This is a genomic window from Stenotrophomonas sp. FR024 (assembly GCF_047500745.2).
In the GTDB taxonomy this organism is placed as follows: Bacteria; Pseudomonadota; Gammaproteobacteria; order Xanthomonadales; family Xanthomonadaceae; genus Stenotrophomonas; species Stenotrophomonas maltophilia_A.
Map to the genome: position 1 here is coordinate 15,774 of NZ_JAXAXM020000031.1, position 19,886 is coordinate 35,659.

Consider the following 19,886-nt stretch of genomic DNA (forward strand, 5'->3'; position numbering starts at 1 on the left):
GGGTGCTGAAGCGCTTATAGCGCGGCAGCCTGCAACTGGAAGTCGATGTAGCCGTAAGCAATGCGCCGGGACTTCTCGGCGTTGAACTGGCCGCCGACCAGGCTGCCGCGCAGCCAGAGGCCGTCGATCATCGCGGCCAGGCCACGGGCGGCCAGGCGGGCCTGCGGGTGGGGCAGCAGGCGGTTGAACTGGTGGCACAGGTTGGAGAACAGGCGCTGGTCGTTGGCGCGCTGCAGCCGGGCCAGTTCCGGCTGGTGCATGCTGGCGGCCCAGAACGTCAGCCAGACGCGCATCGCGGTGCCGTTGATCTGGCTGTCGTCGAAGTTGCCATCGACGATGGCGCGCAGCTGCTCGCGCGGGTCGTCACCAGCGTCGGCACGGTAGCGGGCGACCGCGTCCTTAAGTTCACGCAGGATCTGCCGCATTGCAGCATTGAGCAGGCCGTCCTTGTCGCCGAAGTAGTGGGCGACGATGCCGCTGGACAGCCCTGCTTTCTTCGCGATGGTGGCGACGGTCGCATCGGCCATGCCGATCTCGTCGATGGTCTGGAAAGTGGCCCGGATAAGCTGTTCGCGCCGTACCGGTTCCACGCCTTTCTTCGGCATTGTCTCTCCACGGATTGCGACCCGAAGGATCGGGCTGCCCGCCATTATGCTTTTTATTGATTGAACGTTCAATCAATAAACCCTAGGATGCGCTCGCGCCCCACGCCATGGGCCCGGTTTACCGGTCCGGCCCCGCCCATGTGCCCCCTCGGACTTGATGAGACGACCCCATGTCTTCCCTGGCTCATCCCAAGCGTTCGCCCCTGCGCTTGAACCGTTTTGTCTTCTTCAGCTCTTCGGTGTCGATCGGCATCCTCGGGCTGCTCACCGTTCTTTATCCCGAAAGCAGCGAGCACTGGCTGCAGTGGGCGCAGGCCGAAGTCTCGGCGGCGTTCGGCTGGTGGTACATGCTGCTGATCGTGCTGTGCCTGGGCTTCGTGCTGTGGCTGGCGTTCTCACCGTATGGCCGCATCCGCCTGGGTCACAACGAGGAATCACCGGCCTTCGGTTACGTGGCCTGGGTGTCGATGCTGTTCTCGGCCGGCATCGGCATTGCGCTGCTGTACTACGGCGCCTACGAGCCGCTGGACCACTTCCTCAATCCGCCCGGGCAGCCCGGCGGGACCGTGGCCGCCGGCCGCGAGGCGATGGTGCTGACCTTCCTGCACTGGGGCCTGCACGGCTGGGCGCTGTATGCGCTGGTCGGCGTGGCGCTGGGCTATTTCGCCTACCGCCGCGACCTGCCGCTGGCGCTGCGCTCGGCGCTGTACCCGATCTTCGGTGAGCGCATACATGGCCGCATCGGCGACATGGTCGATGGCTTCGGCATCCTCGCCACGCTGATCTCGATGGTGACCAACCTCGGCATCGGTGCGCTGGTGGTGCAGTCCGGCCTGGTCTACCTGTTCCACATTCCGGATACGCCGCAGGTGCTGGTGGCAATCGTGCTGGTGATGATGGTGGTGGCCACCATCGGCGTGGTGGCGGGTGTGGAGAAGGGCATTGCCTGGCTCTCCAACCTCAACGTGCGCCTGCTGTGCGGCCTGCTGCTGTTCGTGCTGGTCACCGGCCCGACCCTGCACCTGTTCGATGGCCTGATCCAGAACACCGGCGATTATCTCGGCGCATTCGTGCGCAAGAGCTTCGACATGTACCTCAACGATCCGAAGGGCCGTGAGTGGATGGGCTCGTGGACGCTGTTCTACTGGGCGTGGTGGATCGCCTGGGCGCCGTTCGTCGGTCTTTTCGTGGCGCGCATCTCGCGTGGCCGCACCATCCGTGAAGTGATCATGGGCGTGCTGCTGATCCCGCTCGGCTTCACCCTGGCCTGGCTGTCGATCTTCGGCAACACGGCCATCGACCTGGTGCTCAACCACGGCCAGGCGATCCTGGGTGACGTGGCCCAGCATGATGCGGCGATGACGCTGTTCAAGCTGCTGGAGTACCTGCCCGCCGCGCCGTACGTGGCCGGTGCCGCGGTGGTGATCGGCTTCGTGCTGTTCCTGACCCCGGTCGATTCGGGCACGCTGATGATCGCCAACCTGTGTACCCGTCGCGTTGATGATGGCGTGGAAGACGGGCATGACGCGCCGATCTGGCTGCGCGTGTTCTGGGCGGCTGGCATCACCGTGGCCAGCGTCGGCCTGCTGCTGGCCGGCAACTTCAGTGCGATGCAGACCGCGGTGGTGCTGTGCGGCCTGCCGTTCTCCTTCACCCTGGCGTTCTACATGTGGGGCCTGCTGAAGGCGCTGCGCACCGACCCGGACGCACCGCGCCGCTGAGCGCTTCTGTAGAGCCGAGCCCATGCTCGGCTGCTGTTGGCGCAGAAGCAGCCGAAGGGAGCACCGCAAACGCAAAGGGCCGGATCCGCAAGGATCCGGCCCTTTCCTCAATCGGGCGCAGCCGCGCCGTTACTTGCTGGCCAGCTGGCGCAGCACGTACTGCAGCAGGCCGCCGTGGCGGAAGTACTCGACTTCCTTCGGGGTCAGCAGCATCACCGAGACCTCGAAGGTCTTCTTGGTGCCGTCGGCCTTGGTCGCGGTGACCGTGGCGCGCTTGCTGGCACCGTCCTGCAGGCCGGTGATGTCGATCACTTCCGAACCGTCCAGGCCCAGGCTCTGTGCGTTCTCGCCGTTGCGGAACTGCAGCGGCAGCACGCCCATGCCGACCAGGTTGGAGCGGTGGATGCGCTCGAAGCTCTCTGCGATGACCGCCTTCACCCCCAGCAGCAGGGTGCCCTTGGCCGCCCAGTCACGCGACGAGCCGGTGCCGTACTCCTTGCCGGCCAGCACCACCAGCGGCACCTTGTCGGCTTTGTACTTCATGGCTGCATCGTAGATCGCCAGCTTTTCCGGCTGGCCGCCGCCGGCCGGGTAGTACAGGGTGTTGCCGCCTTCCTCGCCACCGAACATCAGGTTCTTGATGCGGATGTTGGCGAAGGTGCCGCGGACCATCACGTCATCGTTGCCGCGGCGGCTGCCGTAGCTGTTGAAGTCGGCCGGCTGCACGCCGCGTTCCTGCAGGAAGCGGCCTGCCGGCGAGTCCTTCTTGATGTTGCCGGCCGGGGAGATGTGGTCGGTGGTGATCGAATCGCCGAACAGGCCCATCACACGTGCACCATGCACGTCGTCGATGCTGCCGGTCTGCATGGTCATGCCATCGAAGTACGGCGGGTTCTTGATGTAGGTGGAGGCATCGCTCCACTCGTACAGGTTGCCGTCCGGCGAGGCGATGGTGTTCCAGCGGGTATCACCCTTGAACACATCGGCGTAGTTCTGCTTGAACATCTCCGGGCCGATGGTGGCAGCGATGACGTCGCCGATTTCCTTGTTGCTCGGCCAGATGTCGCGCAGGAACACCGGCTGGCCATCGCTGCCGGTACCCAGCGGCTGGGTGGTCAGGTCGATGTCGGTGGTGCCGGCGATGGCGTAGGCCACCACCAGTGGCGGGCTGGCCAGGTAGTTCATCTTTACTTCGGGATGCACGCGGCCCTCGAAGTTGCGGTTGCCGGACAGTACCGAGGTGACGACCAGATCGCCGGTGGCGATGCCAGCGCTGACTTCGGTCGGCAGCGGGCCGGAGTTGCCGATGCAGGTGGTGCAGCCGTAGCCGACCACGTAGAAGCCGATCTTCTCCAGCTCCTTCAGTACGCCGGCCTTTTCCAGATAGTCGGTGACCACGCGCGAGCCCGGGCCGAGCGAGGTCTTGACCCACGGCTGGCGGTTCAGGCCCTTGGCGGCCGCGTTGCGGGCCAGCAGGCCGGCACCGATCATCACCGCCGGGTTGGAGGTGTTGGTGCACGAGGTGATGGCAGCGATGACCACTGCACCATCCTTCAGGCGGACCTTGCGGCCTTCGGTTTCGATATCGGCGTAGCCCTTGGCCAGCTGCTCGTTGCCGACCGCTGCGCCGCCGCCTTCGTTGACAAACGAGGAGACGTCATCGCTGCGCTTGTCGCGGTTGGTGGTCATGCCGACCAGTGCCTCGCGGTAGTTCTTCTGCACGTCTTCCAGCAGCACGCGGTCCTGCGGACGCTTCGGGCCGGCCAGCGACGGCTTCACCGTGCCCATGTCCAGTTCCAGCGTGGTGCTGTACTGCGCGTGCGGGCTGCCCGGTTCGTGCCACAGGCCCTGCGCCTTGGCATAGGCTTCAACCAGATCGATCTGCTCTTCGCTGCGGCCGGACAGGCGCAGGTAGTTCAGCGACTCGGCGTCGATCGGGAAAATGCCGCAGGTGGCGCCGTATTCCGGCGCCATGTTGCCGATGGTGGCACGGTCGGCCAGCGGCAGGTGCTGCAGGCCGTCACCGTAGAACTCGACGAACTTGCCGACCACGCCCAGCTTGCGCAGCATCTGGGTGACGGTCAGCACCAGGTCGGTGGCGGTGGCGCCTTCGGGCAGCTTGCCGGTCAGCTTGAAGCCGACCACCTGCGGGATCAGCATCGACGACGGCTGGCCGAGCATGGCCGCCTCCGCTTCGATGCCGCCCACGCCCCAGCCCAGCACGCCGATGCCGTTGATCATGGTGGTGTGGCTGTCGGTACCGAACACGGTATCGGGGTAGGCGACCGCCTTGCCGTCCTTGTCCGCCGTCATCACCACGCGGGCCAGGTTCTCCAGGTTCACCTGGTGGACGATGCCGGTGTTCGGCGGCACTACCTTGAAGTTGTCGAAGGCCTTCTGGCCCCAGCGCAGGAAGCCGTAGCGTTCCTGGTTGCGCTGGAACTCGATCTTGCCGTTGAGGTCCAGCGCGTCCGGCTTGCCGAACACGTCGACCTGCACCGAGTGGTCGATGACCAGTTCGGAGGGAATCTGCGGGTTGATCTGCTCAGGCGAGCCGCCGAGCTTGACCACCGCGTCGCGCATCGCGGCGAGGTCGACCACGCAGGGCACGCCGGTGAAGTCCTGCAGGACCACGCGCGACGGCATGAAGGCGATTTCGGTGTCCGGCTCGGCCGCCGGGTTCCAGCGGGCCACGGCTTCGATGTGGTCCTTGCCGACGGTGATGCCGCCGTCCTCGTGCCGGAGCAGGTTCTCCAGCAGGATCTTCATCGAGTAGGGCAGGTGGGAGATATCGAAGCGCTGGCCCAGCGTGGGCAGGCTGAAGTAGTCGTAGGTCTTGCCGCCGACGTTCAGCTGGCTGCGGGTGGAGAACGAATCGCTCATGCGGGGTAACTCCTTCTTGCGGATGGCTTGCAGTGGCCCGCGCATGGGCGGACCTGCTTGCGGTCGCCGCGGGCCTGACGGCCCCGGTGGTTCCAGTATGAACCCGAAACTGAATGGATTCACCCGGGCCGGGTTCCGGCCTGCGGCATCGGTTCCAGACTACAGGGGAAGGTGTATGGCGTATGTCACGTTTGTGGCCGATCCTTTGCGAGGCAAGGGCTGGCGGGTTGCCGGTCCTGTTCAGGGTGGAAGTATGCCCGGGGAAGTATGTATAATTTGTGCATACTCTGGAGGGCCTACCGATGGAAGCCACTGTTGCAGAACGCGGACAGATCACCCTGCCCAAGGCGGTGCGTGATGCCCTCGGCCTGACCAAGGGCACGCTGCTGAAGGTCGAGCTGGACGGCAGCCGCATCATCCTGCGCAAGAGTGTTGACGATGCCATTTCACGGGCGCGCGGCAAGTTCGCGCTGGACGGTTTCGAGTCGTCCGACGCAGCGGTACGTGCGGTGCGTGACGAGGAATAAGCCGTGATGATCGCCGTCGACTCTCCGGTGCTGGTCGAGCTGCTCAGCAATGGCCCGCAGGCCGATGCCGTGGAAGCCATCCTCAGGCAGAGCCTGGTCGGTGGCCGCGTGGTGGTCTGCGGCGCGACCCTGGCCGAGGTCTGCGCATCGCTGCGTGGCGGTGCCGAGGTGCTCGAAGCGCTGGAAGAAATGGGCGTGCACTTCAACCCGATGGAAGCCAAGTCGGCGCTGCGCGCCGGCGAGATGCACCGCCGCCACCGTCAGCGCAGCGGCAGCCGCCGCAGCCTGGACGAATTCATGGTCGGCGCCCACGCACTGTTGCAGTGCGATGGCCTGATCACCTGGAACGACACGTTTTACCGCGACTACTTCAAGGGCCTGAAGCTGATCGTGCCGCAAGCCTGAGCCCACTTTGTTTTTTCAACCTACGCATTACCCGGGAGTTGTCATGTTGGAAGCCTACCGCCACCACGTCGCCGAGCGCGCTGCGCTTGGCATCCCGCCGCTGCCGCTGAGCGCGCAGCAGACGGCCGATGTCATCGAACTGCTGAAGAACCCGCCGCAGGGCGAGGCCGAGTTCCTGCTCGACCTGCTGACCCACCGCGTGCCGGCCGGCGTCGATGACGCGGCCAAGGTCAAGGCCTCGTACCTGGCGGCGATCGCGCTGGGCAGCGAGCAGAACCCGCTGATCAGCCGCGAGCGCGCCACCGAACTGCTGGGCACCATGCTTGGCGGCTACAACGTCGCACCGCTGGTGCAGCTGCTGGACGATGCCAGCGTCGGCACCATCGCCGCCAACGGTCTGAAGAAGACCCTGCTGGTGTTCGATGCCTTCCATGACGTGCAGGAAAAGGCCAAGGCCGGCAACGCCAACGCCCAGGCCGTGCTGCAGAGCTGGGCCGATGCCGAGTGGTTCACTGGCAACCCGGAAGTGCCGCAGAGCCTGACCGTCACCGTGTTCAAGGTGCCGGGCGAGACCAACACCGACGACCTGTCGCCGGCGCCGGACGCGACCACCCGCCCGGACATCCCGATGCACGCCCTGGCGATGCTGAAGAACAAGCGCGACGACGCGCCGTTCACCCCGGAAGAAGACGGCAAGCGCGGCCCGATCCAGCAGATCCTCGACCTGAAGGACAAGGGTCACCTGGTGGCCTACGTCGGCGACGTGGTCGGCACCGGTTCCTCGCGCAAGTCGGCCACCAACAGCGTGCTGTGGTGGACCGGTGATGACATTCCGTTCATCCCGAACAAGCGCGCCGGTGGCGTCTGCCTGGGTTCGAAGATCGCCCCGATCTTCTACAACACCATGGAAGATGCCGGCGCACTGCCGATCGAGCTGGACGTGTCGAAGATGGAGCACGGCGATGTGGTCGAGCTGCGTCCGTACGAAGGCAAGGCGCTGAAGAACGGCGAAGTGATTGCCGAGTTCCAGGTCAAGTCCGAAGTGCTGTTCGACGAAGTGCGCGCCGGTGGCCGCATTCCGCTGATCATTGGCCGTGGCCTGACCGGCAAGGCGCGCGAAGCGCTGGGCCTGGCCCCGACCGATCTGTTCCGCCTGCCGGTGCAGCCGGTCGATACCGGCAAGGGCTTCTCGCTGGCGCAGAAGATGGTTGGCCGCGCCTGTGGCCTGCCGGAAGGCCAGGGCATGCGCCCGGGCACCTACTGCGAACCGAAGATGACCTCGGTCGGCTCGCAGGACACCACCGGCCCGATGACCCGCGACGAGCTGAAGGACCTGGCCTGCCTGGGCTTCTCGGCCGACCTGGTGATGCAGTCGTTCTGCCACACCGCCGCTTACCCGAAGCCGGTGGACGTCAAGACCCACCACACCCTGCCGGAGTTCATCTCCACCCGTGGCGGCGTTTCGCTGCGTCCGGGCGATGGCGTGATCCACAGCTGGCTCAACCGCATGCTGCTGCCGGACACCGTCGGTACCGGTGGTGACTCGCACACCCGTTTCCCGGTGGGCATTTCGTTCCCGGCCGGCTCGGGCCTGGTCGCCTTCGCCGCTGCCACCGGCGTGATGCCGCTGGACATGCCGGAGTCGGTGCTGGTGCGCTTCAAGGGCAAGATGCAGCCGGGCGTGACCCTGCGTGACCTGGTCAACGCGATCCCGCTGTACGCGATCAAGTCGGGCCTGCTGACCGTGGCCAAGGCTGGCAAGAAGAACATCTTCTCCGGCCGCATCCTGGAAATCGAAGGCCTGCCGGAGCTGAAGGTCGAACAGGCGTTCGAGCTGTCCGACGCCTCGGCCGAGCGTTCGGCGGCCGGTTGCTCGGTGCGCTTGAACAAGGAGCCGATCATCGAGTACCTCAACAGCAACATCACCCTGCTGAAGTGGATGATTGCCGAGGGTTACCAGGATCCGCGTTCGCTGCAGCGCCGTATCGAGAAGATGGAAGCGTGGCTGGCCAACCCGGAGCTGCTGGAGCCGGATGCCGACGCCGAATACGCCGCCGTCATCGAGATCGACCTGGCCGACATCCACGAGCCGATCGTGGCTTGCCCGAACGACCCGGACGACGTGAAGACCCTGTCCGAAGTGGCCGGCGCCAAGATCGACGAAGTGTTCATCGGTTCGTGCATGACCAACATCGGTCACTTCCGAGCCGCTGCGAAGCTGCTGGAAGGCAAGCGTGACCTGCCGACCCGCCTGTGGGTGGCCCCGCCGACCAAGATGGATGCCTCGGAGCTGACCAAGGAAGGCGTATACGGCACCTTCGGCGCCACCGGTGCACGCATGGAAATGCCGGGCTGCTCGCTGTGCATGGGCAACCAGGCGCAGATCCGCGAAGGCTCCACCGCGATGTCGACCTCGACCCGCAACTTCCCGAACCGCCTGGGCCGCAACACCAACGTGTACCTGGGTTCGGCGGAACTGGCGGCGATCTGCTCGCGTCTGGGCCGCATCCCGACCAAGGAGGAGTACATGGCGGACATCGGTGTGATCAACGCCAATGGTGCGGAGATCTACCGCTACATGAACTTCGACCAGATCGAGGAATACCAGGACGTGGCCAAGACGGTCGCCGCCTGATGCGGTAACGAAAAGCCTCCGGCTCGCGCCGGGGGTATTTTGTGAGCGGACGACGCATGGTAGTGCCGGCCGCTGGCCGGCAACCCGTTGAAACGAAGAACCCCCGGTGAAAGCCGGGGTTTTTTTTGTTGCCTGATGGCCTGTAGCACCGAGTCCATGCTTGGCTGCTGTTCGCGCCATGCGCGATGAGTCGAGCATGGCTCGACTCTACAACGGCATCCACGCATGGCGTGGATCTACTGCAAGCGGAGTCCTTGAGCCGGGGCGCGCAATCAGCCGCGCGCGAGCGCCAGCAACCGCTCGGCAATCCGTTCCAGCGGCACCTGTTCCTCGGCGGCGCCGAGCTTGAACGCGGCACCGGGCATGCCCCAGACCACACTGGTGGCCTCGTCCTGCACCAGTGTCGGTGCGCCGGCCTGACGCATTTCCAGCAGGCCGCGTGCACCGTCATCGCCCATGCCGGTGAGGATGGCGCCGATGGCGTTGCCACCGGCGTTCTGCGCGACCGAGCGGAACAACACGTCCACCGCCGGCTTGTGCCGGTTCACTGCCGGGCCGTCGTCGACCCGGCAGCGCCAGCGCGCACCGTCGCGGATGATCCGCAGATGCTTGCCACCCGGTGGCAGGTAGGCGTGGCCGGGCAGCACCGCTTCACCGTCGCTGGCCTCACGCACTGCCATGGCGGAATGGCGATCCAGTCGTTCGGCGAAGGCGCTGCTGAAGCTGGCCGGCAGGTGCTGGGTCATCACCACGGCCGGGCCGTCGGCGGGCATGCCTTCCAGCACCACACGCAGCGCTTCGGTGCCACCGGCCGATGAGCCGATCGCGATCAGCCGGTCGGTGGTGCGGAACTGCGGTGCAGCTGGCCGCATTGCAGGAGCTGCTTCCAGCAGGAGTTTCGGAGCGGCCGCACGCACCAGCGGGCGCACCCGTGAGCGCGCCGCCATCTTGACCTTGGCGATGATCTCGTCGGCGTAGCCCTGCAGGCCGCGCGCCACGTCCAGTTTCGGCTTGGAGACGAAATCCACAGCACCCAACGCCAGTGCCTGCAGGGTGGTGTCGGCGCCGCGTTCGGTCAGCGAGGAGATCATCACCACCGGCAGCGGGTGCAGGCGCATCAGGTTTTCCAGGAACGCCAGGCCGTCCATGCGCGGCATTTCCACGTCCAGCGTGATCACGTCCGGGGCCAGGCGCTTGATCTTCTCGCGCGCCAGCAGCGGGTCGGCGGCGGTGCCGACCACGTCGATGGACGGATCGCTGGACAGGATCTCGGTGAGCATCTGGCGCACGACGGCTGAGTCGTCGACGATCAGGACCCGGCAGGGGGCGTTGCCGGTCAGGGTCATTCGAACAGCTCCACGCCACCGGTGACCGGGGCCTTGGACAGGCGTGCACGCACGGCCGATTCGGTCGCGGCCACTTCGGCCTCATGGGCATGCGGCAGGCGCTGCACCACCACGCGGCCAGTATCGGCGAAGAACCAGATCTTGCGCGGATGGATGCCGCACAGATCCTCGGCAATGATCGGGATGTGCTCGGCCTGCAGGTACTGGCGCACGAACTCGGCGTTGCGCGTGCCGACCGGGTTGCTGGTGAAACCCTTCAGCACGTTGGCACCGCCGAACACCTTGGCCTCGATGCGCTTGCGGTGGGCGCCACGCTTGAGCATGTCGTTGATCAGCAGTTCCATCGCGTAGCTGCCATAGCGCGCAGGTGCGCCGTCGCCGGCATTGCCCTCGGGCAACAGGAAATGGTTCATGCCGCCGATCTTCAGCACCGGGTCGCGCAGGCAGGCCGCCACGCAGGAGCCCAGCGTGGTGGTCAGCGCAGTGGTGTCATCGACCACCAGGTACTGGGTCGGCAGCAGCTTGGCCGCAATGGTCTTGAAGCGCGCGTCCTGGTAACGCATCACATCATCGGTGCGCAGCGATGCGTTCATGCGCCTGCCTTTGCCGCACGGCGGTATAGGGTGCGTCCGCAGGGCTGGATCAGGTCGGCGGCATGCAGGTAGTTCTCCGAGTGGCCGGTGTAGAGCAGGCCATCGTCGGACAGGTGCTGTACCAGCCGGCCGAGGATCGCGCGCTGGGTCGGCTTGTCGAAGTAGATCATCACGTTGCGGCAGAACAGTGCGTCGAACGGGCCGCCGACGTCGTAGCGCGGGGCAAGCAGGTTCAATGGGCGGAACTCGATCAGCTCGCGCAGTGCGGGCAGCACGCGGCACTGGCCCTCGTTGGGGCCGCTGCCACGCTGGAAGTAGCGGCGGCGCAGGTCCGGATCGAGGCTGGTGACGCGATCGATGTTGTAGACGCCCCGGCCGGCGGTGGCCAGCACCTGGGTGTCGACGTCGGTGGCGATGATGCGTACGGGCGGCTTCAGGGTGCCGAAGGCCTCGCAGGCGGTGATCGCCATCGAGTAGGGCTCTTCGCCGGTGGAGGCGGCGCACGACCACAGCAGCAGCGGCGTGCGGCTGGAGCGCTGCTGCAGCTCCTCGCGCAGCTTGTCGAAGTGGTGCGGTTCGCGGAAGAACGAGGTCAGGTTGGTGGTCAGGGCGTTGGTGAACGCCTGCCACTCGTCACCGTCTTCCTGCTCCAGATGGTCCAGATACTGCTGGAAGCTGCGCATGCCCAGCGTGCGCAGGCGGCGCGACAGGCGGCCATAGACCATGTCGCGCTTGGCCGGGGCGAGGGCGATGCCCACGCGCTGGTAGATCAGGTCGCAGACGCGGCGGAAATCACGGTCGGCGAACTCGAATTCGCGTGGGCCGGTGACGATGGGAGTAGGACTTTGCACGGGGGACGTGTCCATCGGCAGAGGCGGCGGCCGAAGCCGCCGCGGGTGGGTCTCAGAATTCCTGCCAGTCGCTGTCGCTGGCGACGAAGGTGCTGGCGTTGCTGCCGGTGCGGCGAACCGGTGCTGGCGTCGGAGCCGGCCGCGGACGCGCCACGGCGGCGGCAACATGCACCGGCTCGACACGCGCGGCCACCGCCTTCATCGCGGCCGAGACCTGGTTGTCCAGGCGGAAGATCGCCACGGCGTCGGCCAGCTGGCCAGCCTGTTCTTCCATCGCACGTGCGGCGGCGGTGGCTTCTTCCACCAGCGCAGCATTCTGCTGGGTGGTTTCGTCCATCTGCACCACGGTCTGGTTGACCTGCTCGATGCCGGCCGACTGCTCCTGCGAAGCCGCGGAGATCTCGGCCATGATGTCGGTCACGCGCTGCACCGAGGCGACGATCTCGCCCATGGTGCTACCGGCCTGGTGTACCAGGCTGGAACCTTCGGCGACCTTGCCGACCGAATCATCGATCAGGCCCTTGATCTCCTTGGCGGCAGCGGCCGAGCGCTGGGCGAGGGTGCGCACTTCGCTGGCGACCACGGCGAAGCCACGGCCCTGTTCGCCGGCGCGTGCGGCTTCCACTGCGGCGTTCAGCGCCAGGATGTTGGTCTGGAAGGCGATGCCGTCGATGACCGAGATGATCTCGGCGATCTTCTTCGACGAGGCTTCGATGGCCGACATGGTGTTGACCACCTGGCCGACCACGCTGCCGCCTTGAGAAGCAACACCCTGCGCGCCGATCGCCAGCTGATTGGCCTGGCGGGCGTGCTCGGCGTTCTGGCGCACGGTGGAGGTCAGTTCCTCCATCGACGCGGCGGTTTCTTCCAGATTGGCTGCCTGCTGCTCGGTACGGCGCGACAGGTCGCTGTTGCCTGAGGCGATCTCGCCGGCGGCGAGGGTGATGCTGGACGCGCTGGCCTGGATCTGGCCGACGATCTGGGTCAGCTGGGTGACGGTGGTGTTGGCGTCGTCACGCATGCGTGCGAACACGCCCTGGTAGTCGCCGTGCATGCGCGCGGTCAGGTCGCCTTCGGCGATGGCCGACAGCAGCTGCGAGAGCTTGCCGAGGTTGTCATCGCTGACCGCCATCATCGCGTTGAGGTTTTCCAGCATCAGGCGGAAATCGTGATCGAAGCGCTGCGCGTCGCCACGGCGGCTGAAGTCGCCTGCGGCGGCGGCACTGGCCAGCTGCTTGATCTCGGCGTTGATGCGGCCGAGGTTGGCCTTGACCGTGTCGACGGTGGTGGTCATCGCGGCCTTCTCGCCGGGGTAGCGCGCGACGTCGCGGCTCAGATCGCCCACCGCGTACTGCTGCACCACGTCCAGCACATCGTGCAGGGTCTGCACGTGGCCGCCGACCAGAGCATTGGTTTCCTGCACCATCAGCCCGTACTCGCCGGGGAAGGCGCTGGCATCGATGCGGTAGCTCAGTTCGCCGCCGTCGTGGCGACGCGCCATCTCGCGCTGGCCGCTGATCACCGCGTGCAGCTGCTGCTGCATGCCCGACATGGCGTCCAGCAGGCGGCCGGTCTCGTCATGCGGCTGCGGGCCGATGTGGCTGTCCAGCTTGCCGCGGGCGATACCCTCGGCGACGGCCGTTGCCTGCTTCAGCGGTATGGCGATGCGGTTGCCGATGAGCCAGCTCAGGGCCAGCACGATCAGTACCAGCACGCCACCGGAGACGGCCATGATGGCGGTGAACACCAGTGCCTGCTTCTGCACGTCGTCCATGTAGACGCCACTGCTGACCACCCAGTTCCAGGGCGCGAACAGGCCGGCGTAAGCCACCTTCTCGACCTCGCCCTTGCTGCCGGGCTTGGCCCAGCGGTAGTTGACGAAGCCGCCACCGGCCTTGGCTGCTTCCACCTGGTCGTAGTAGATGCGCACGCCGTCGTCGGTGCGGAAGTCCTTCATGTCCTTGCCGACCAGGTCCTTGCGGAACGGGTGCATCAGCAGGCGGTAGCCGGTGTCGTAGATGTTGAAATAGTAGGCATCATTATCGGCGCGCATCACTTCGAGCGCCTGCAGGGCAGCGGCCTTGGCAGCGTCCTCGCTGAGCTCGCCGGTACCGGCCAGGCGATGGTAGTGCTGGAGGATGCCGTAGCTGAGTTCGACCTGGGTCTTCAGCGCGGTCTTGCGGGTCTCGGTCAGGTCGAGGTACTGCATGCGGGCGGCGATCACCGAGAGCGCGATCACGCCAAGCGCGATGAGCAGCGTCAGCAGGTTGAGCTTGCGCCGGACGGAGAGGTTGCTGAAGTAGTGTTGCCAGCGATGCATGAGATTCATCGAGCAGGACCAGGTCGAAGCGGGCGGGCGGCGCCGTGCCGGTCACAGCGGGACAAGCGGTGACAACCCCGTTATCGGCCGCGCGGGCGGGGGATTGAGGTGCGGTGTCCGAACGTATTCAGGTTTCCTTGCAGCGGCGGCTGCGGCGCTGCCTGCGGCAGGCTTTTGAAGCAACAGCAACAGCAACAGCGGTTGGTCGGCTCTGAATTTTCAGTGGGAGGCTGGGTCGGGGTGGGCTGGCGGGACACGCCGTAAACCCCGCTCCGCGGTCCGGCCCAGCCGCTGGCGGCTGGGCGTTCGGGCGCTTGCGAAGCAGTGCTTCGCAAGCAAAGCGCCCTCACCCTTGGGGGCTCGATGGCGCCATCCATGGCGCCAACGGTCCCGCCAGCCCACCCCGACCCAGCCCTCTCGGCATTCCTGTGACGGACGGCAAGAGCGTTGGGTTTCCAAGTGGGAAGAGGGGGCAGATCCGTTTTCCTGCGGAAAGCGAATCTGAACCCGGAAGCGGTGCTGTTGCTCTTGCTCTTCTTTCTTCAATCCGGGGTGGACGCGCACGGAAACTGTCCGTGGCCGGGAGGGTGGGCTGCGCAGGGGCGTGAGCCGCATGGATGCGGCGACCGAGCTTACATGGACGTACTTGCAGCGGCCCCTGCGCAGCCCACCCTCCCGGCCAACCCTCAGTAGCCACGCGCCTACCGCGACCACCCCGAGGGGCTTCGCCGTTGGCTGGATATCCAGATACCCCGTAAACAAAAACGCCCCAGCGCAGGGCCAGGGCGTTCTCGTACATCAGGTCAGGCAGGCATCAGAACTCCTGCCAGTCTCCGTCGGCCAGTTCGGTGGCCATGGGGCGACCACCGGCGGTGCGGCGGGCCGGCGAGGCGACCGGGGCCGGTGCGGCCGGTGCGGCAGCGCGCGGGGCCGGGGTAGCGGCGATGCGTGGGGCAACCACGGTCTCGGCTTCATCCACCACGAAGATCGACACGGCCTCGCTGAGGTGACCGGCCTGTTCTTCCATTGCGCGTGCGGCGGCGGTGGCTTCTTCCACCAGCGCGGCGTTCTGCTGGGTGGTTTCGTCCATCTGCACCACGGTCTGGTTGACCTGCTCGATGCCAGCACTCTGTTCCTGCGAAGCCGCAGAGATCTCGGCCATGATGTCAGTCACGCGCTGCACCGAGGCGACGATCTCGCCCATGGTGGCGCCGGCCTTGTGCACCAGTGCCGAGCCGTCGTTGACCTTGCCGACCGAATCATCGATCAGGCCCTTGATCTCCTTGGCCGCGGCGGCCGAGCGCTGGGCGAGGGTACGCACTTCGCTGGCGACCACGGCGAAGCCACGGCCCTGTTCGCCGGCGCGTGCGGCTTCCACTGCGGCGTTCAACGCCAGGATGTTGGTCTGGAAGGCGATGCCGTCGATGACGCTGATGATCTCGGCGATCTTCTTCGACGAGGCTTCGATGGCCGACATGGTGGTGACCACCTGGCCGACGACTTCACCGCCCTGCGAGGCGACGCCATGCGCGCCGATGGCGAGCTGGTTGGCCTGGCGGGCATGCTCGGCGTTCTGGCGCACGGTGGAGGTCAGCTCCTCCATCGAGGCGGCGGTTTCTTCCAGGTTGGCGGCCTGCTGCTCGGTGCGGCGCGACAGGTCACTGTTGCCCGATGCGATCTCGCCGGCGGCCGAGCTGATCGCGCGGCTGGACTGCTTGATGCGGGTGACGATCTCGCTCAGCTGCGCGGCGGTCGCGTTGGCGTCGTCACGCATACGGGCGAACACGCCCTGGTAGTCGCCATGCATGCGCACGGTCAGGTCACCCTGCGACAGCGCGGCGAGCAGGCCGGAGATCTGTTCGATGCTGCCGGCGTTGGCGTCGAGCAGGCCGTTGATCTGCTGGGCCAGCTGCAGGAAGAAGCCTTCCTTGTCGCTGGAATCGATGCGGCCGGACAGGTCGCCGGCAGCAGCCTGGGCGATCACGCGGGCCACTTCGGCTTCCACCTGCGCTTCCTGGGTGCGGTCGCGCCATTCCACCACGTAGCCGACGGTGTCGCCGCCTTCATTGCGGATGGTCGAGACCACCTGGGCGAACTGGGCATCGCCGTACTGCATCGGGCGACGGGCGACGCCGTGTGCCTTCAGGTTGCCCAGCAGGGTCTGGTCCATCTCGCCGCGATGCTCCAGCACAGTGACCGGCTTGCCGATCAGCGAGGCCTGCGCGTCGAAGTCCGGCAGGTCGCGGCGCACGTCGTCCTGGTACTGGCTCAGGGTCTGTTGCAGGGCGCGATTGGTGTAGACGATGGTATTGCTGGTGTCGGTCAGGTACACGCCGGTGGAGCTGTAGTCCAGCGCGGTGCGGATGCGCAGGTTCTCGCGGGCGATGGCCTGGTCGGTTTCGGTGCGCTCGCGCAGGTCGCGCTGCATGCGCTGCATCGCCTGCATCAGTTCGCCCACTTCGTCCTGGCGGCTGACGTCGATGTGGCCATCGAGCTTGCCGCCGGCCACATCGTTGGCAACCGAGACGGCGCCGCGCACGCTGCCGACCAGAGCACGGGCAAACAGCCAGACCAGCACCAGGCCGAGTGCGGCGCCGCCCAGCAGGGCGATCACGGTCAGCACGGCCGAGGCGGAGTAGGTGGATTCGGCCTCTTCGCGCGAGGCGCGGGCGAGGCGGTTGTCTTCGGCGATCAGCGCTTCCAGCGCCGACGCGGCCTTGCGGTGCTTGGTGCGGGTCTCGCCGACGAAGGTATCGATGGCGTCGTCCGGCAGGTCCAGTTCCAGCATCTCGGTGACGCTGTCATAGGAGGCCAGGGCATCCTTCCACTCCTTGGCGAAGGTGTCGAACAGCTTCTTCTGCTGTGCGTTGTCGACCAGCTTCGGATAGTCCTTGATCGACTTGTCCATGCTGGTACGCAGCTCGACGGTCTGCTTGCGTGCATCAGCCTTGACGTCGTCACTGGCGCGGATCAGCTGCTGGTAGGCGGCGTTGCGGTATTCACCCAGCATGCCGCGCATCTCGCCGGCCATGCGGATGCTCTCCATGCGAGAACCCGCCAGCTCGGTGGTGACGTTGTTCAGCGAGTGCAGGCCGCGATAGGCGACGATACCCTGCAGCAGCATCACCAGCAGGAGGACACCGAAGGTCAGCAGCAGCTTCGGCATCAGTTTCAGGTTGTTGATCCACGGCATGGGCGTTGCGAGCTCCTAAGGCAGACGCGCCCGGGCATCGGGCCCGGTTGCAGCAGAAACCACGCCGGCACCAGGTCCGGCGTGGTTCGACGGACAGCGGATTACTTGATGTTGGCCAGCTTCAGGCCGGCCGGCGAGCTGACTTCGATTTCGGCGCGCGAGGCGTCGCGCTGGATCTTGCCGATCACGCAGACGGTCTTGCCTTCCAGGGTTTCCAGCGGGAAGGAGAACTTGCCGCGGTTCTCGCCAGCGATGCGGGCCGAGAAGGTGTGGCGCGGGAAGGCGCCGCCCATGTACAGGAAGGTCGGCTGGCCTTCGGAACCTTCTGCGTAGCGGGCCTTCTCGACCTTGCCGCAGACCATGCCGTCCTTGCCGACCGAGCGCGGTGCCAGTTCCGGCGGGATCATGTCGGCCGACTGGGCGAACGCGGCGGAAGCAGTGGTGGCCAGGACAGCGGCCGAAACGAACGCAAGCAGGGACTTCATCGAGGTGTATCTCCGGGGATGGTGATGGTCGTTCCGGTCCTGCGCGCTCCTGCGCGACCGGCTTCTGTCCCCCTATCGGCACTGCCGGAGGGAACTGAAGGGTTTTGTGACCAGAACGTGAAGCAGGTCCGTTCGATCAGGCAGCGGCGTCTTCAACGACGCTGGCCTGGCCCATGTCGGCGCTGTCCAGCAGGGTCTCGATGTCGAGCAGGATCAGCATGCGGTCGTCCTGCGTGCCGATGCCGGAGATGAAGCGGGTATCGACGGCGGCGCCGAATTCCGGGGTCGGGCGGATCTGCTCGGCCGACAGCGGGATCACGTCCGAGACGCTGTCGACGACGATGCCGACCACGCGGTCGTCGACGTTCAGCACGATCATCACGGTGAAGGCGTCGTAGCGGGCATCGTCCAGGCGCAGCTTCAGGCGCAGGTCGATCACCGGGACGATGGTGCCGCGCAGGTTGATCACGCCCTTGATGTAGTCCGGTGCATCCGGGACCCGGGTCACCGCGTCATAGCCGCGGATTTCCTGGACCTTGAGGATGTCCACGCCGTAGTGCTCGGCACCGAGGGTGAAGCTGAGGAATTCGCCACCGGCGCTGGCGGCGGAGCTGGTCTTGTCGTTCATCGAGGGGTCCTGGTTCTGCCGGAAGTCCCGGTGTCAGGCTCGATATCGGCCCCTCGTCGGGGGACTTTAGGTGCCGGGGGAAGGCATCCACGCATGGCGTGGATCTACCGGGGAAGATGGGGGCATCCACGCATGGCGTGGATCTACACGGGAAGCGCTAGTGCCGGCCGCTGGCCGGCAACCTGGCAGCAATGTGGATACGGCCATTGCCGGCCAGCGGCCAGCACTACCGGTCGGGAGGCCTTACAGCTCGCCGTTGCGGCGCGCCTTGCGCTGGCGGTCGATGCGAAAGATGTAGCGCTGGATGGCACTGTCGGCGCCACGCGGCAGGATGTCGAAGCGCATGCCCACGCGCTTGATCTCGATACCATTGGGTTGGCGCTGCGGCAGCAGGTTGCAGACGACCAGCTCGATCTCCAGGTCGGGGCCGTCGGGCAGCGACAGCATCGCCGGGTAGCGCTTCTGCAGGCTGAACACCGCGCAGTCGGTAGGTACGGCCACCGCCAGGCCGCCGCCGCTGATGTCCACCACCCGCATCGACAGCGCTTCGGCACGGCTCTCGCCGGCGGGGATCAGCAGCTGGGGCGAATCGGTGACTGGCGTCTCCAGCCGGTACATCTCACGTCGTTGCAGATGGACCAGTTCAATCGGCAGAGGGGCACGGAAGGCGACGTGGCCGTCGTTGTCCACACGCTGCAGTGCCTGCAGGCGGAACCGCACCAGCACGCGTTCGAGCTGGGCAAAGCACAGCAGATGGTCGGCCTGTTCGGCGGCGCGGTTGGACGCCTCCTGCGGGCTGCCATCGAGCAGCAGGGTGTCGTCGTCCTCGTCGAGTTCAAGCAGCGCGGTCGGGAACGAGCGGTCGCGGCCGTCGATATGCGCATTGATCAGTGATCGCTGGTCGATCAGCGATCGCAACAGCTGCCGCAGCTGGCGCGGATTACGGACCAGGAAACGTTCGTCAGCGGCATCAGCCGCGTGGACATCATGCACTGCAGTGTCGTTGCCGTCGGACATGGAATCTACGGTCAGGGGCGGGCGCCAGCACGCGTTGGCGCGAGGCTCGATGGGGATATCGGCCACTGTGCCCGATTATGAAGTGAGAATTGCATCACTTTCCATGCGTCAGGGGTCGGATCCCTTTCCCGAAGGAAAGGGATCCGACCCCGGGTACATCAGAACTCCTGCCAGTCGCCGTCTGCGGCCAGCGCCGGCTGGGCCGTCGCGGTGCGCAGCGTACGCGCCGGGACCGGCTTTGCGGCCGGTGCGGCGGCTGCGACCTGGCGCGGTACCGGTGCCGCCAATGGGCGTGCCGGGATGGCCGTCGTGCCCTGTGATGCCAGCCGGAAGCGGGCCACGGCTTCACCCAGCTGCTCGGCCTGGTCTTCCATTGCACGTGCGGCAGCGGTGGCTTCTTCCACCAGCGCAGCATTCTGCTGGGTGGTCTCGTCCATCTGCACCACGGTCTGGTTGACCTGCTCGATGCCGGCACTCTGTTCCTGCGACGCTGCGGAGATCTCGGCCATGATGTCGGTTACGCGCTGCACCGAGGCGACGATCTCGCCCATGGTGCTGCCGGCCTGGTGTACCAGGCTGGAGCCTTCGGCGACCTTGCCGACCGAATCATCGATCAGGCCCTTGATCTCCTTGGCGGCAGCGGCCGAGCGCTGGGCGAGGGTGCGCACTTCGCTGGC

15 protein-coding genes are annotated in these 19,886 nt (G+C 66.2%); 4 read left to right on the forward strand and 11 right to left on the reverse strand.

The window, feature by feature from the left end; genetic code table 11:
* Nucleotides 1–14: 14 nt before the first annotated feature.
* Entirely contained in the window at nucleotides 15–605 is a 591-nt protein-coding gene (gene betI, locus ACMZ91_RS20890) for a transcriptional regulator BetI (protein ID WP_069138626.1), read from the reverse strand.
* Nucleotides 606–775: 170 nt separating this feature from the next.
* On the opposite strand from betI, the gene ACMZ91_RS20895 reads away from it, so the two are divergent.
* Complete coding sequence (locus tag ACMZ91_RS20895) at nucleotides 776–2,326, forward strand: BCCT family transporter (protein ID WP_032129837.1); 1,551 nt, start codon at nucleotides 776–778, stop codon at nucleotides 2,324–2,326.
* 129 nt (nucleotides 2,327–2,455) lie between these two features.
* Here ACMZ91_RS20895 and acnA read toward each other — a convergent pair whose 3' ends face one another.
* Complete coding sequence (gene acnA, locus ACMZ91_RS20900) at nucleotides 2,456–5,209, reverse strand: aconitate hydratase AcnA (protein ID WP_414578185.1); 2,754 nt, start codon at nucleotides 5,207–5,209, stop codon at nucleotides 2,456–2,458.
* A 302-nt stretch (nucleotides 5,210–5,511) separates the two neighbouring features.
* Here acnA and ACMZ91_RS20905 point away from each other — a divergent pair, with 302 nt between their 5' ends.
* From ACMZ91_RS20905 to acnB, 3 genes are read left to right on the forward strand one after another with little or no spacing between them, the layout of a single operon-like run.
* Nucleotides 5,512–5,736 (forward strand): AbrB/MazE/SpoVT family DNA-binding domain-containing protein, encoded by a 225-nt coding sequence (locus tag ACMZ91_RS20905; protein ID WP_005409505.1) that lies wholly within the window; start codon nucleotides 5,512–5,514, stop codon nucleotides 5,734–5,736.
* 6 nt (nucleotides 5,737–5,742) lie between these two features.
* Nucleotides 5,743–6,141: a type II toxin-antitoxin system VapC family toxin gene (locus ACMZ91_RS20910; protein WP_008267153.1), complete on the forward strand. Its 399-nt coding sequence runs from the start codon at nucleotides 5,743–5,745 to the stop codon at nucleotides 6,139–6,141.
* 43 nt (nucleotides 6,142–6,184) lie between these two features.
* A complete protein-coding gene (acnB, locus tag ACMZ91_RS20915) occupies nucleotides 6,185–8,776 on the forward strand; it encodes a bifunctional aconitate hydratase 2/2-methylisocitrate dehydratase (RefSeq protein WP_277779199.1) in 2,592 nt (863 codons plus the stop codon).
* Nucleotides 8,777–9,048: 272 nt separating this feature from the next.
* Here acnB and ACMZ91_RS20920 read toward each other — a convergent pair whose 3' ends face one another.
* The 9 genes from ACMZ91_RS20920 to ACMZ91_RS20960 form a co-directional block, all read right to left on the reverse strand.
* Nucleotides 9,049–10,122, reverse strand: coding sequence for a protein-glutamate methylesterase/protein-glutamine glutaminase (locus ACMZ91_RS20920; protein WP_153854877.1), 1,074 nt, complete (start codon nucleotides 10,120–10,122; stop codon nucleotides 9,049–9,051).
* A complete protein-coding gene (gene cheD / locus ACMZ91_RS20925) occupies nucleotides 10,119–10,715 on the reverse strand; it encodes a chemoreceptor glutamine deamidase CheD (protein ID WP_008264676.1) in 597 nt (198 codons plus the stop codon). The genes ACMZ91_RS20920 and cheD overlap by 4 nt, the downstream gene beginning before the upstream one ends.
* Entirely contained in the window at nucleotides 10,712–11,581 is an 870-nt protein-coding gene (locus ACMZ91_RS20930; protein WP_050509861.1) for a CheR family methyltransferase, read from the reverse strand. Before ACMZ91_RS20930 ends, cheD begins: the two co-directional genes overlap by 4 nt.
* Before the next feature lie 37 nt (nucleotides 11,582–11,618).
* Nucleotides 11,619–13,895: a methyl-accepting chemotaxis protein gene (locus ACMZ91_RS20935; RefSeq protein WP_182267754.1), complete on the reverse strand. Its 2,277-nt coding sequence runs from the start codon at nucleotides 13,893–13,895 to the stop codon at nucleotides 11,619–11,621.
* 805 nt (nucleotides 13,896–14,700) lie between these two features.
* Nucleotides 14,701–17,079: a methyl-accepting chemotaxis protein gene (locus ACMZ91_RS20940; protein WP_414578189.1), complete on the reverse strand. Its 2,379-nt coding sequence runs from the start codon at nucleotides 17,077–17,079 to the stop codon at nucleotides 14,701–14,703.
* Nucleotides 17,080–17,180: 101 nt separating this feature from the next.
* Nucleotides 17,181–17,564, reverse strand: coding sequence for a hypothetical protein (locus ACMZ91_RS20945; RefSeq protein WP_010482470.1), 384 nt, complete (start codon nucleotides 17,562–17,564; stop codon nucleotides 17,181–17,183).
* Between the two features lie 136 nt (nucleotides 17,565–17,700).
* Nucleotides 17,701–18,192 (reverse strand): chemotaxis protein CheW, encoded by a 492-nt coding sequence (locus tag ACMZ91_RS20950; RefSeq protein ID WP_049401162.1) that lies wholly within the window; start codon nucleotides 18,190–18,192, stop codon nucleotides 17,701–17,703.
* Nucleotides 18,193–18,435: 243 nt separating this feature from the next.
* The gene (locus tag ACMZ91_RS20955) at nucleotides 18,436–19,209 is read right to left on the reverse strand and encodes a flagellar brake protein (RefSeq protein WP_049401200.1); all 774 of its coding nucleotides are present in this window, start codon (nucleotides 19,207–19,209) and stop codon (nucleotides 18,436–18,438) included.
* A 158-nt stretch (nucleotides 19,210–19,367) separates the two neighbouring features.
* Nucleotides 19,368–19,886: methyl-accepting chemotaxis protein (locus ACMZ91_RS20960; RefSeq protein ID WP_495497674.1), on the reverse strand; the 519-nt coding region annotated here is incomplete at its 5' end.